Annotated in this window: 11 protein-coding genes and 1 other RNA gene; 3 read left to right on the forward strand and 9 right to left on the reverse strand. The window is 72.9% G+C overall.

Annotated features, from left to right (window positions below; all coding sequences use genetic code 11):
• Positions 1–13 precede the first annotated feature (13 nt).
• Positions 14–1,882, reverse strand: a complete 1,869-nt coding sequence (locus ACYVDA_RS05900; protein ID WP_460815942.1) for a sensor histidine kinase — start codon at positions 1,880–1,882, stop codon at positions 14–16.
• A gap of 131 nt (positions 1,883–2,013) precedes the next feature.
• Between ACYVDA_RS05900 and rnpB the strand changes: the two genes are divergently transcribed.
• Positions 2,014–2,395, forward strand: an RNA gene (rnpB, locus tag ACYVDA_RS05905) — RNase P RNA component class A.
• 31 nt (positions 2,396–2,426) lie between these two features.
• Here the strand turns inward: rnpB and ACYVDA_RS05910 are convergent.
• The 4 genes from ACYVDA_RS05910 to map form a co-directional block, all read right to left on the reverse strand.
• On the reverse strand, positions 2,427–3,272 hold the full coding sequence (locus ACYVDA_RS05910; RefSeq protein WP_460815945.1) for a transglutaminase family protein: 846 nt from the start codon (positions 3,270–3,272) through the stop codon (positions 2,427–2,429).
• The gene (locus tag ACYVDA_RS05915; protein ID WP_460815947.1) at positions 3,269–4,201 is read right to left on the reverse strand and encodes an alpha-E domain-containing protein; all 933 of its coding nucleotides are present in this window, start codon (positions 4,199–4,201) and stop codon (positions 3,269–3,271) included. The genes ACYVDA_RS05910 and ACYVDA_RS05915 overlap by 4 nt, the downstream gene beginning before the upstream one ends.
• Positions 4,195–5,781: a circularly permuted type 2 ATP-grasp protein gene (locus tag ACYVDA_RS05920; RefSeq protein WP_460816132.1), complete on the reverse strand. Its 1,587-nt coding sequence runs from the start codon at positions 5,779–5,781 to the stop codon at positions 4,195–4,197. The genes ACYVDA_RS05915 and ACYVDA_RS05920 overlap by 7 nt, the downstream gene beginning before the upstream one ends.
• Before the next feature lie 88 nt (positions 5,782–5,869).
• On the reverse strand, positions 5,870–6,718 hold the full coding sequence (map, locus tag ACYVDA_RS05925) for a type I methionyl aminopeptidase (protein WP_460815951.1): 849 nt from the start codon (positions 6,716–6,718) through the stop codon (positions 5,870–5,872).
• A gap of 25 nt (positions 6,719–6,743) precedes the next feature.
• On the opposite strand from map, the gene ACYVDA_RS05930 reads away from it, so the two are divergent.
• Positions 6,744–6,929 carry a hypothetical protein gene (locus tag ACYVDA_RS05930; protein WP_460815953.1) on the forward strand — a complete coding sequence of 62 codons (186 nt, stop codon included), beginning with the start codon at positions 6,744–6,746 and terminating at the stop codon, positions 6,927–6,929.
• 27 nt (positions 6,930–6,956) lie between these two features.
• Here ACYVDA_RS05930 and ACYVDA_RS05935 read toward each other — a convergent pair whose 3' ends face one another.
• Positions 6,957–8,369, reverse strand: coding sequence for a M15 family metallopeptidase (locus ACYVDA_RS05935; protein WP_460815955.1), 1,413 nt, complete (start codon positions 8,367–8,369; stop codon positions 6,957–6,959).
• A gap of 89 nt (positions 8,370–8,458) precedes the next feature.
• Here ACYVDA_RS05935 and ACYVDA_RS05940 point away from each other — a divergent pair, with 89 nt between their 5' ends.
• Positions 8,459–8,719 (forward strand): hypothetical protein, encoded by a 261-nt coding sequence (locus tag ACYVDA_RS05940; RefSeq protein ID WP_460815957.1) that lies wholly within the window; start codon positions 8,459–8,461, stop codon positions 8,717–8,719.
• An 8-nt stretch (positions 8,720–8,727) separates the two neighbouring features.
• Here the strand turns inward: ACYVDA_RS05940 and ACYVDA_RS05945 are convergent, their stop codons facing one another.
• Genes ACYVDA_RS05945 through ACYVDA_RS05955 form a run of 3 tightly spaced genes read right to left on the reverse strand, consistent with a single transcriptional unit; the run spans position 8,728 to position 12,978 of the window.
• Positions 8,728–9,888 (reverse strand): PQQ-dependent sugar dehydrogenase, encoded by a 1,161-nt coding sequence (locus ACYVDA_RS05945; protein ID WP_460815959.1) that lies wholly within the window; start codon positions 9,886–9,888, stop codon positions 8,728–8,730.
• Positions 9,889–9,928: 40 nt separating this feature from the next.
• Positions 9,929–11,233, reverse strand: coding sequence for a DUF1501 domain-containing protein (locus ACYVDA_RS05950; protein WP_460815962.1), 1,305 nt, complete (start codon positions 11,231–11,233; stop codon positions 9,929–9,931).
• A gap of 8 nt (positions 11,234–11,241) precedes the next feature.
• The gene (locus tag ACYVDA_RS05955; protein WP_460815965.1) at positions 11,242–12,978 is read right to left on the reverse strand and encodes a DUF1800 domain-containing protein; all 1,737 of its coding nucleotides are present in this window, start codon (positions 12,976–12,978) and stop codon (positions 11,242–11,244) included.
• Between the last annotated feature and the right edge of the window lie 15 nt (positions 12,979–12,993).

Below are 12,993 nucleotides of genomic sequence, written 5' to 3' on the forward strand. Positions count from 1 at the left end.
GCAGGAGGCCGGGTCAGACCGCCCGTGCGGGTCGCGCGGCCCGCTGCTCGTCCTGCACCGATCGCGGCGGGGGGATCACGGCCGCACCACGGGCCGCCTCGGCGGCCGGCAGCGTCACCGAGAAGGTGCTGCCCGACCCCAGCTCGGAGACCACCTCGATGCTGCCCCCGTGCCGCTCCACGATCCGCTTGACGATGACCAGGCCGAGGCCCGTGCCGGGCTGCTCGACGGCCGCGGGGTTGGTGGAGCGGAAGAACTCGGTGAACAGCTGCGCCCGGTCGGACTCGGAGATCCCCAGGCCCTGGTCGCGGACCTCGAGGACCACCTGGTCGCCGGCCGTGCGGACGGCGAGCTCGACCCGACGGCCCGGCGGGGTGTACTTGACGGCGTTGCTGACCAGGTTCACCACGACGGTGTCGAGGTCGGCGGGCTCGCCCAGCACCAGGGCGGGGCCGACGGCGGGCACGACGCCGACGTCGAGGGACTTGGCCTGCGAGGAGACGGCCGTCAGCGCGAGGGCGTCGTCGACCAGGGTGCGCAGGTCCACCACGACGGGGCGGAACGGCTGCTGGGCCTCCCCGACGCGACGCAGCATCAGGAGGTCCTCGATCACCCGGGACATCCGACGCGACGCCCGGTCGATCGCGGTCAGGGACTCCAGCGCCTCCTCGGAGATGTCGACGTCGCCGGTGCGCAGCATCTCCAGGTGCCCGGCGACGGTGGTCAGGGGGCTCTTGAGCTCGTGGGAGACCGTGGCGATCAGCTGGCTCTTGTAGCTGTCCAGCGCCTGGAGCTCGGTGACCAGCGCGTGCTCACGCTCGAAGGTGCGGGCGTTGAGGGTGGCGCGGCCGAGGTCGTGCCCGATGTCGAGCAGGGCGTCGCACTCCACCGAGGTCCAGGCGCGACCGGCGTCGCTGCGCATCAGGACCAGGCTGCCCATCACCTCCGGGCCCGCGCCCAGGGGCACGAAGACCAGCGAGGCCATCCCCATGCCCTCCACGAGGGACACGACGTGGTCGAAGTGCCGGCGGGCCATGCGCCGCGGCAGCGGCAGGCCGCGTCCGACGGTCATCACCGCCTGCTCGTGCCAGCAGAAGGCGGCCGCGCGCTCGGCGAAGGCGACGATCTCCGGGGGCAGGCTGGCGCTGAGGTCGTCGGGCAGGAACACCGCCTGCGAGGTCTCGGCGTCGCGGACCGTCTTGATCCACACGCGCTCGGCCCCGAAGCCCTCGAGCAGGGTGCGCTCGCTGGCCTCCAGCAGACCGGCCAGGCTGAGCTGGGCGCTGGTGGTGCGGACGATGGACTTCACGGTCTCAGCCATCGCCACCTGGGCGGCGAGCGCCTCGCGCTCGACCGCGGACAGGACCGACCGGGAGGCCAGCCCGGCGAACCGCTGGAGCACCTGGCGGCGCTCGGGTCCGGGGCGCCGTCCGTCCACCGGCTCGTCGATGGCCAGGGTGCCGCGCAGGACCCCCTGCTCGTCGTGCAGCGGGGCGACCAGCATGTCCTCGGGGTGCCAGGCGTCAGGGGCGTCGCTCGGGGTGCCCTCGGGGACGATCCAGCCGTCGCCCTCCTCGGCGGCGGTGGCGATCTCGTGGGGGACGAAGCGCAGGGTGCCCCAGTGCTCGGCGCGGTCGAGCTCGCTCGTCATCAGGTGCACGGGCAGCCGCGAGCCGATCTCCTCGGGCCGTCCGGTGTCGACGACGAGGACCAGGTCCTCACCTCGGCGGATGCGGATCGCGGCAGCCGCGAAGCCGGCCACGGCGACCACGCCGTCGGCGATCAGCTGCAGGTTCTCGGTCAGCGCGTCGGGCAGGCGAAGGCCGACCACGCTGTCGGGACGAGGTGCGGGCAGCACGCCGTCGCCTGTCGGTGCGTTCATGGATGTCCCCTCCGAGATCAACGGTAGGCGCGAGGACCGACAGGCGTGGCGGAACCCCATGAAAATGGTCATAACGGACCGTTCTGGCGGCGATTCGCCAGGGCTGCGTGCCCTATCCTGGGTCGAGCGGACGGGCTGGCCGGGCGACCGCGTCGGGGAGCGATCCCCGTCGAGGAAGGTCCGGGCTCCACAGGACGAGGTGGTGGGCAACACCCACCCGGGGCGACCCGCGGGATCAGTGCCACAGAGAACAGACCGCCCTCCCGGCCCAGCCGGGGAGGCAAGGGTGAAACGGTGGTGCAAGAGACCACCAGCGCGGCGGGTGACCGTCGCGGCTCGGCAAACCCCACCTGGAGCAAGACCGAACAGCGAGTGCTCGAGGGTGGTCCGCCCGAGCTCGCGGGTAGGTCGCTGGAGGTGGTCGGCAACGGCCACCCGAGATGGATGGTCGCCAACCGGGGCGTCGTGAGGCGCCCCGGCGAACAGAACCCGGCCTACGAGCCAGCCCGTCCGCACCCGGGGCCCCTCATGCGCAGCAGCGTTCCTACTGCAGGCGCGTGACCTGCACGTCGACGAACATCCGCGAGGTGCCGGAGCCGGAGAAGATCCCGGCCAGCGGCTTGACGTCGTTGTAGTCGCGCCCGGTCGCGGTGATCACGTGCCGGTCGCCGGGCTCGGTGTCGTTGGTCGGGTCGAACCCGCGCCACCCCTCGTCCCACCACTCGATCCACGCGTGCGACTCGCCCTTGGCCGACTCCCCGATCGCGGGGTCGACGCGCGGGTGCAGGTAGCCCGAGACGTAGCGCGTGGGGATGCCGACCGAGCGCATGGCGCCGATCGCGATGTGCGCCATGTCCTGGCACACGCCGCTGCGCGAGGTCCAGGAGTGGGCCGCGAACGCGTCGACGCTGGTGGAGCCGGAGACGTACTTGACCTCGCGGTGGACCAGCGCGCAGATCTCGCGCGCCGCCTCGCCCGGCACCTCGCTGGCGGCGGCGATGTCGCGGGCCGCCGCGACGAGGTCGTCGGTCGGGCGCACCCGGTCGGAGAGCGAGAGGTACTCCGTGTGGGTGTCGGCGGTGCGGAAGTCGCGCAGCTGCTCCCAGGTGAGCACGGCCGGGCCCGCCGGGCTGCGGTCGGTCTGCACCGTGGCGGTCGCGGTGACCGTCAACGAGGTGTGCGGGTCGAGGACCTCGAACGCCGTGACCTGGGAGCCCCAGTAGTCGCGGTAGGTGTAGGTCCACGGGGTCGGGGAGACCTCCACGCGGGAGTGCACCACGATCTGGCCCGGCTGGGTCTGCGGCGTCAGGCGCGCCTCGTTGAACGAGGTGTTGGCCCGGCCGGCGTACTCGAAACCGGTGGTGTGCGCGATGCGCAGCTGCATGCTCATGAACGGACTCCGTGCCACTCGGTCGCCTCGGCCCCGGCGAAGTAGCGCCGGGTGATCGCGTCGGTCGCCAGCGCGCAGGTGCGCTGCAGGCGCTCCATCTCCGCGGGGAGCTCGGAGACGAAGTCGCTCAGGGAGCGGTACTCCAGCTCCGCGCGGGTGCGGCCCAGCAGGCGCTGGGCCTCGTTCTGCACGCCGGCGCGGGTGCCACCGGACTCCAGGCTCTCCAGGCAGCGCTCGGCGCGGCTCAGGCCGAAGACCACCGAGCGCGGGAACAGCCGGTCCAGGAGCAGGAACTCCGCGGCCCCCCGCTCGGTCTCCAGGCCCTTGTAGGTGCGCAGGAACGCCTCGTAGGCGCCGCAGGCCCGCAGCGAGGTGCCCCAGGCCGACCCCGAGGTCAGGGCGGCGGTGGCCACCAGCCGCGAGGTCATGTCGGCCCGCTCGATGGAGCGGCCCAGCACCAGGAACTGGTAGCCCTCGTCGCGGGTCATCGTGGCCTCGGCGATGCCGTTGACCTGGGCCGCACGGTCGCGCACCCAACGGAAGGCGACCGGCGGACGCATGGAGCGGAAGTGCCCCGAGGGGACCGCCCGATAGGTCGTGTTGAGCGCCTCCCACATCGAGGTCGAGAGGGTCTCGCGCGCCCGTCTCGCGCTCTCGCGCGCGGCGGCCAGGGTCGCCGCGATCGACGCGTTCGACCCGGTGTCGTAGGCCAGGACCCGCAGCACGTGCTGGGTGTTCATCGGGGAGTCGGCGGCGACGTCGACGTCGACGCCCATGATCGAGAGCAGGGTGCGGCAGGTCGCCTCCTCGTCGACACCTGGGTCCTCGAGGATCAGCTGGGTCTGCACGTCGAGGATGCGCGCGGTGTCCTCCGCCCGCTCGACGTAGCGCCCGATCCAGAACAGCGACTCCGCGATCCGGCTCAGCACGACGCCACCTGCTTCCCGCTCGAGACCTGGTCCTGCTGCTGTTGCTGCTGCTGGTCGTGCTGGCTGGAGAACGAGTCCAGCGCGGGGCCGACGTCCTGCGGCGTGGAGTGGACCTCGACCCGCTGCGGCTCGGTGCGCTGCACCTGGCGGTGGTGCCCGGCCAGGACCCAGGTGTCCTTGGACCCGCCGCCGCGCGAGGAGTTCACGATCAGCTCGCCCTCGCCCAGGGCGACCCGGGTGAGGCCACCGGGGAGCACCCAGACGCGGTTGCCGTCGTTGACCGCGAAGGGCCGCAGGTCGACGTGGCGCGGACGCATCATGCCGTCGACGTACGTCGGCACGGTGCTCAGCTGGATCACCGGCTGGGCGATCCAGCTGCGGGGGTCCTCCACTACCTTGGTGCGCAGCTCGTCGAGCTCGGCGCGGGTGGCCTGGGGGCCGATCACGATGCCCTTACCGCCCGAGCCGTCGACCGGCTTGAGGACCAGCTCGTCGAGGCGGTCCATGACCTCCTCGCGGTGGTCGGCGTCGCCCAGGCGCCAGGTGTCGACGTTCTTGAGCACCGGCTCCTCGCCCAGGTAGTAGCGCACCAGGTCGGGCAGGTAGGTGTAGATCAGCTTGTCGTCGGCGACCCCGTTGCCCACGGCGTTGGCGATGGTGACGTTGCCGGCACGGGCGGCGTTGAGCAGGCCCGAGCAGCCGAGCAGCGAGGTGCTGCGGAAGTGCACCGGGTCGAGGAACTCGTCGTCCACGCGCCGGTAGATCACGTGCACCGGCTCCAGGCCCTGGGTCGTGCGCATCATCACCCGGCCGCGACGGCACTCCAGGTCGCGACCCTCGACCAGCTCGACGCCCATCGTGCGGGCGAGCAGCGCGTGCTCGAAGTAGGCGCCGTTGAAGACACCCGGGGTGAGCACCACGACGTTGGGGTCGGTGACACCGGCCGGGGCGGCCGCGCGCAGGGCCGTGAGCAGCTTCTGGGGGTAGCCGGCGACGGGGCGGATCCGGTGCTGGGCGAAGGTCTCGGGCAGGGCGGCGGCGATGGCGCGGCGGTTGGTCATCACGTACGACACCCCCGAGGGGACCCGCACGTTGTCCTCCAGCACGCGGAACTCGCCCTGGTCGTCGCGGATCAGGTCGATCCCGCTGACGTGAATGCGCACCCCGTTGGGCGGCTCGATCCCGGCGGCGGCGCGGTGGAAGTGACTCGAGGTGGTGACGACGTGACGGGGCACGATGCCGTCCTGGAGGACCTGCCCGGCGTCGTACACGTCGGCCAGGAAGCGCTCGAGCGTCGCGACCCGCTGCTGCACGCCGGCCTCGACGGTGGCCCACTGGTCCATCTCGATCACCCGGGGGAGGACGTCGAGCGGGAAGGCCCGCTCCTCGCCGCCGATGTCGAAGGTGACGCCCTGGTCCAGGTAGCTGGACTGCAGGGCCTCCACCCGGCTCTGCAGCTCCGCCTGGCCCATCTCCTGCAGGCCGGGCTGGAGCTGGCTGTACGGCGTGCGCAGGGCCGTGCCCGGGGCGTACATCTCGTCGTACGCCGCGCCCATGCCGGATTCGTAGTCCTCGAACATGCTGGTCACGGTCGCGACCCTAGCGAGGTCACGTGTCCGATGTGTGACAGGTGCGAGGTTCGGACGAGATGACCGCACCCTCGGGCCCTCAGGCCAGCGTCAGCACCTCGGCGCCGGTCTCGGTGACCAGCAGGGTGTGCTCGAACTGCGCGCTGACGCGGCGGTCGCGGGTGACCACGGTCCAGCCGTCGTCCCACATCTCCCACTCGTGGGTGCCCAGGTTGAGCATCGGCTCGATGGTGAAGGTCATGCCCGGCCGGATCACGTCGTCGTAGTGCGGCTCGTCGTAGTGGGGGACCACCAGCCCGGAGTGGAACGAGGTGCCGATGCCGTGGCCGGTGAACTCCCGCACGACGCCGTAGCCGTAGCGCTTCGCGTAGGACTCGATCACCCGGCCGATCACGCTGATCTGGCGGCCGGGGCGCACGGCGTTGATCGCGCGTCGCAGCGCCTCGCGGGTGCGGTCGACCAGGTCGACGACCTCGGGGGGCGTGCCGGGGGTGAGGAAGGTGGCGTTGGTGTCGCCGTGCACGCCGTCGAGGAAGGCGGTGATGTCGATGTTCACGATGTCGCCGTCCTGGACCACCGTGCTGTCGGGGATGCCGTGGCAGACCACCTCGTTGACGCTGGCGCACAGCGACTTGGGGAAGCCCTTGTAGCCCAGCGTCGAGGGGTAGGCGCCGTGGTCGCAGAGGAACTCGTGGCCGATCCGGTCCAGCTCGTCGGTGGTGACGCCGGGGACCACGTGGGAGCCCACCAGCTCGCGCGCCTGCGCGGCCAGGGTGCTGGCCGCCCGCATCCGCGCGATGGTCTCGGCGTCCTTGACCTCGGAGCCGGTGAAGGGGGCCGGCGCGGGACGGTCGACGTACTCCGGGCGCGGGATCGACGCGGGCACCGGTCGGCGGGGCGAGATCGTTCCGGGGACTAGGGCGGTCACGGCGTGAAGTGTAGTTTCAGGCCGCATGAGCGAGTTCTGGTACTGCCTCAAGCACAAGTCGGTCGAGGGTCACGACGGTTGCAAGAACGCCGACCGCCTCGGGCCCTACGCCAGCGAGGCGGAGGCCTCCCGCGCGCTGGACAAGGTCGCCGAGCGCAACCAGGAGTGGGACGACGACCCGAAGTGGCACGACGACCAGCAGGAGGACTGACCGTCCCCTGCCGGTGGGGCGCCCCGCTCAGCCGGAGAAGCCCCCGAAGGTGACGACCGGGGTGCCGCGACCGTCGACGTGCTGGCTGTCGCCCGTGCCGTAGGTCCAGCGGAAGCCGTGCCGGGCCCAGATGCGGACCACCGGGTGCGAGCTCGACCGCCAGGCCATCCGCGGGTCGCTGCGGGTGGCCCACCACGAGTTCGGGACCAGCCCGGTGGCCGAGCGGTAGGGGTTCTCCCAGGTGTTCAGGTCGATGGCCCGGCCCCGCGCGTGCGGGCTCAGGACGCCCGGCTTGTTGACCACGCTGCGGCAGTTGAACCCCGAGGTGTTGTCGGCGCCCATCGAGGCGTAGTCGTTGGCGCCGTGGAGCTTGGCGCTCCACCCGAAGCGGTCCTCGCGGTACATTCGGCGGATCGGGTAGCGACCGGCGTACATCTCCTTCAGGGCGGCGCCGGCCCGGCCCGCGGCAGCGGTGGCCAGCACCATCTCGCCGCGGTAGCGGTAGCCGTCGAAGCCCCAGTAGTTCACGCGCAGCAGGCGCAGCCCGGAGCGACCCACGGGGCAGCCGCGGTGCCAGGTGCGCCCGACCATCGTGCGCCACACCGAGGTCGGGACGGTGGTGATCACGACGTGGGCCCCGGCGCCCGAGGCGCGCCCCTGGGGAGGGGTGTACGCCGGGCGGGGCGCGGCGGCGGGGTAGCTCACCGGGGGAGCGGGCGGCAGGTTGTCGATCGACTCGGTGCCCGAGGTCGCGGCCTCCCACCAGGACCCGGCCGCTCCGGTGGCGCGCCAGCGGGAGTCCGAGCGCGGCGTGACCACGAGCGAGGCGACGCCGGCGGCGCTGGTCCGCACGCGGGCGTACGTCGTCCACGCCCCCGAGCCGAGCCGGCGCGAGACGGTGACCAGGCCCGCGACGGGGGTGGAGTCCGAGGCCGTCCAGGCCAAGCGCAGGGTGACGCTGCGCTCGTCGACGACCGTGGCCGGCGCGCTCAGCGACAGGGTCGAGGCCAGCACCTGGCCGGTGGCCGCGACGACGTCGGAGACCAGCGTGGGGTGGGCCGGGTCGCTCTGCACCGCGCGCCAGGAGTGCGCGCCGGCCGGGACCACGGCGCTCAGCCGGGCATGTCCCGTGCTGTCGGTGCGCCCGGTGGCCACCGTCGTCCAGGCGGTGTCGTCGAGCCGCTGCAGGGTGACCGCCGTGTCGGGCACCGGCGCCGAGGCGGTGTCGGTGAGGGCAGCGGTGAACGTCGCCGCGAGCCCTGCCTTCGGCGACGCCGGGGCGGTGAGCACGAGGTGGGGCCCGTCGGTGGCACCGGCGGACGCCGCGTCGGCGCTCGAGAGCGGGGCGGCGACCAGGAGCTGCCCGGCCAGCAGCAGCACGAGGAGCGGCCACCACGGACGGGTGCCGGACGTGCGGGACGCGCGAGGGACGAGCGGCATCGGGGCCTCCGAGGGACGGCGGCCGCACCGAGCGACCGCACCACGAGTCACGCTAACGCTCACCGGCACCAGCGCGTAGCCTTTCGCGCGTGCCCAAGCAGACCGTCTCCCCCTGGGGCTTCGTCGGCTACTCCGGCTTGGCCTGCGTGCTGTTCCTGATGGTGGCCACGATCGTGGTCGTCCCGTGGTGGGTCTCGGTGCTGTTCCTGCTCACCTGGCTGGTGCTGCTCGTCCTGGCCGGCCGCTGGTTCCTGCCGCACCCGGGTCGGGTGGTCTGGCTGGCCGTCGTGGGCTTCCTGGTGTGGGCGCCGGTGGTCTCGGTGGGCTCCCGCGCCTGGGGCTGGAGCTAGCCCGTCGGTCAGCCCGTCGGGGCGACCCGCAGCAGCCGGTCCCGGCCGCCGCCGTTGGAGGTGGTGACGAGCAGGTCGCCGTCGGGGAGGGCGGTGACCGAGCGCAGCCGGCCGTAGGCGCGCAGCTCCGCGGGGGTGCGCGTGCCGCGCAGGACGCCCTGGGCGTCGAAGGTCATGAAGACCACCCGCTGCGCCTTCAGCGCCGCCACGGCCAGCGTCCCGGCGTAGGCGCCCCAGCGCGCCTGGGTCGGCACCCAGGTGCCGCCCGAGGTGGCCAGGGTGGGGTAGCCGGAGCGCCAGCGGGCACTGCGCTGCGCGCCCGGGAGCCGGTGGTCGGTCATCGGTCGCTTCTCGTTGTAGCCCGGCACGGGGTTGTAGCCGTAGTCGCTGCCCGGACGGAGCAGGTTGACCTCGTCGTCGCGCGTGGTGCCCTGCTCGACCGACCACAGGCTGCCGTCCGCGCGCTGGGCCAGGCCCTGGACGTTGCGGTGGCCGTAGGTCAGGACGTAGCGCTGGCGGGAGTCGCGGGCGTGGATCCACGGGTTGGTGGGCCACGGACGTCCGGTCATCCGGTCCAGGCGCAGGGTCTTGCCACCCAGGGAGCGCTTGTTGCGCGGGTTGGTCCCGACCGCGGCGTCACCGGTTCCCACGAGCAGGGCGCCGTTGCGCGCGACGAGCAGCCGGCAGCCGCCGTGACGTCCGCTCCTGGCCGGCAGCCCCGCCAGCAGGGTGCCGGCGGGGACGGCGGTCGAGGAGTCCTCGGACAGGGTCCAGGCCCGGACCGTGACCTGGTGGCCGCCGGTGCGGTAACCGCCCTGGCAGGAGTAGAAGCGTCGGTTGGTCCCGAAGGCGGGGTCGACCGCGAGGCCCATCAACCCGGTCTCGCCGCTGGCCCACACCGAGCTCGCCGGGAACTGCACCGGACGCAGCGTGCCCGCATCCCACAGCAGCAGCCGCTTGGTGGTGCGCTCGTCGAGCAGCAGTCGCCCGTCGGGCAGGGGCTGGACGTCCCAGGGGATGTCCAGGCCCGAGGCCAGGGTCGTCACGGTGAGGCGGGGAGCCTGCGCGGTCGTCGCGGCCGGCGCCCTGCTCAGCGAGCTGGCCGCCCCGGCCGGCACCAGGAGGGTGGCGGTGAGCAGGGCGGTGAGCACGGTCCGAGGTCGCAGCACCGCTCCAGGCTAGTCGCGCAGGCCCCGGAGGGGACCAGGCTCAGGCCATGAAACCGAGCGGTGCGTAGGACAGGCCCGGGAAGAGTCCGGGGATGCTGCGGTCGGGGAACCGCTTGGCGACGATCTCGCCGAGCACGTTGCGGTAGTCGGTGGTGACCTTGAGGTCGCCGTCGGACAGCGAGGCGGAGTCCAGCCCGGGCCAGCGTCCGTAGTACTTCCCGCCCTTCACCCCGGCGCCGGCGACCAGCATCATGTTGCCCCAGCCGTGGTCGAAGCCCTGGCTGCTGTTCTCCTGCACGCGGCGCCCGAACTCCGAGATCGTCACGACGGTGACGCGCGAGCGCAGGCTGCCCAGGTCGGTCAGGAACGCGGCCAGCGACTGGGCCAGGCCGTCGACGTTGCTCTGCATCGAGCCCCAGCCGAGCGTGCCGTAGCCGGTGTGGAAGTCCCACATGCCGGCGTCGATGGCGATCACATCGGTGCCGACGTCGGCCCGGATCAGCTTCGCGGCGCTCTTGAGCGGGTCTGAGAAGGGCGAGGCGTTCCAGACCGTGGGGTACGCCGTGGTCCCGGCGGGCGCCGCGGCGATGGCGGTGCCGGCCCCCTTGGAGACGTTGACCGCCTCGGTGGTGCCCGAGGCCATCGGACCGGTCGCGCCCTTCCAGGCGCTGGCCAGCGAGGCGTACCGCTGGGTGGCGTAGGTCGTCTCGGTGGCCGAGACCTTGAGCCCGTCGAGGGAGGCCGCGGCCAGCAGCGGGCGCGGCCCCGAGAGGGCGGTGGTGGGGAAGGACTGGCCGAGCTGGACGGCGTCGGTGACCGAGGACGTCGCGCCGAGGCCCACCATCCGGTTGATCCAGCCGGTGCGGGCGCTGGAGCCGGGGTCGGCGTCCTCGACCTCCTCGATCGCGGCGAAGTGCGAGCGGTTGGCGACCGGCAGCCCGACCGCCTGGACGGCCGCGAGCTCCCCGGAAGCCCAGAACGGGGCCAGCGGCGCCATCTTCGGGTGCAGGCCGAACATCGAGTCGGCGCAGACGACCGAGGACTTCGCCACCGCGGTGGTCGGGCGGGCGGCGTAGTAGCCGGGGTCGCCGTGGGGCACCACGACGCCGAGGCCGTCGATGCCGCCGCGCAGGCTGAGCACGACCAGGGTGCCGCTGCCCGGAGTGCCCGCGAACGTCGCCTGCATCATCGACTCGCCGAACATCTGGGTCAGGGCCATGGTGCCGCCCAGGGCGGCCGCGCCCTTGAGCACCGAGCGTCGCGACGTGGCGTAGCCGGAGCAGCAGGAGGCGAGTCGGCTCGGGCCGCCCGGGGCGGCGCCGGTCGTGTCTCGGGGGTCGGTCATCGTCTGCCTCACGAGGTCATGTGGTCGGGGGTGTCGAGCAGGGCGATGGTCAGTCGCGGGAACAGCCAGCGCACGATCGCGTGCGTGGCGCTGACCGAGGCCGACGCGGCCTGGCCGGTGCCCTGGGTGACGGCGTCGACCAGCCGCTGGTCCGCGGGCCGCCCCAGCCAGCGTCGGGACAGGTGGTCCACCAGGGCGTCGAGCCGGATCGTGGGGGTGGGCAGCCAGCCGACCGGCGGGCTGTACGCCGCTCCCTTGGGCCACCAGCCGCCCGCGTGGTTGTAGTGCATCGAGAACGAGGCGAACACCCGGGACGCCGAGGACCAGGCCTCGCCGGTCACCGGGGGACCGTCGGGGCGGGGCCAGGTGAAGAGCTGGGGGCCGCCCATGGACCACTGCGCGCCGTGCGTGTAGTGGTCGCCGGTGTTGTCGTCGTTGACGTCGACCTCCAGGACCCGGGCGGTGGCGACCAGGTCCGCGACCGGGGTGCGCACCTTGGCGCCCGCCGACCCGGCGAACTCCGGGTGGGTGGCCAGCGCGGTGAGCGCGGCGGCGATGCTGGTCCCGTTCGCGAGGTACGCCGAGGCGATCGCGTCGAGCAGACCGGCCGACGGGGAGTCGGACACGAAGTAGAGGGCCAGCTTGCGGGCCAGGTTGCGGGCGGTCGCCGGGTGGTTCGCGAGGTACTTCAGGTAGGCCACGGTCGCGGCCTGGCCGTCGGAGCTCGCGTTGGCGTGGGTGAAGCCCAGCACCTGCACCGGCCCGGTCGTGTGGGCCGCGGTCTTGTAGTAGGCCTCGTAGCTCTCGCCCCAGTCGACGGTGTAGCCCGAGAGCAGCTTGGCCGAGTCCTTGACCATCGCCTCGGTGTAGCCGGCGTCGCGACCGACGGTGTGGATCTCGAGCAGCTCGCGGCCCTGGTTCTCGTTGGGGATGCCGCGGATCGACTTCCAGTTGTCGAGGTAGAGCCGCATCGCCGGGTGCAGGGAGCACTCGCGCAGGAGGTCCTCGAAGGTGCCCAGGGCGTTGGCACGGATCGTGGCGTCGTAGTCGAAGCGGTGGATCCAGGCCTTGTCGTGGCCCACGGGGATGTTGAGGTTGGTGGCCCAGAAGTCGGTCATCGTCTCGAGCAGGGACCGCTCGGAGTAGATCCGGCGCAGGATGCTCCAGTTGCCGAGGTCCAGGCCGTACTCCCAGCCGCCCTTGGTCTGGTTGACCTGGGTGGCCCACTTGTCGGCCGCCGAGCGCCACAGCGGCTGGAACCAGCCGTCGATCGCGGCGACCTTGGGGTGCTCGGCCAGCCGGGTGGGCTGGAGCTGCACGGCCAGCCACTGCTCGGGGGTGCCCACGGCGCGCAGGCCGGCCAGGGCGTGCTGGGAGAAGCCGTTGCCGAACCGGTTCAGGAACAATCGCTCGCGGGCCGAGGGGGTCAGCGTCGCCGCCATCGCCGGGGTCGCCGGGACGGGGTACTGCTCGCCGGGGGCGGGGGTCTGCACCGGCGTCTGGGTGGGTGCCTGGGTCGGTGCCGGCGCCGTGGTGCTCGTGGGCGCCGGCGCGCTCGTCGGGGTCGGCTGGCTGGTCGGGGTCGGCGCGGGGGTCGGCTTGGGCGTCGCCGTCGGAGCCGGGGTGGGCTTCGGGGTCGGCTTGGGTGTCGGCTTGGGTGTCGGGGTCGGCGTGGGCCGGACGACCTTGACCGGGGCGCGGCGCTTCTTGCGGCGCTTCTTGCGGCGGGCGACGACCTCAGCCATGGGGACCTCACCGGG

The organism is Nocardioides korecus, assembly GCF_054778395.1.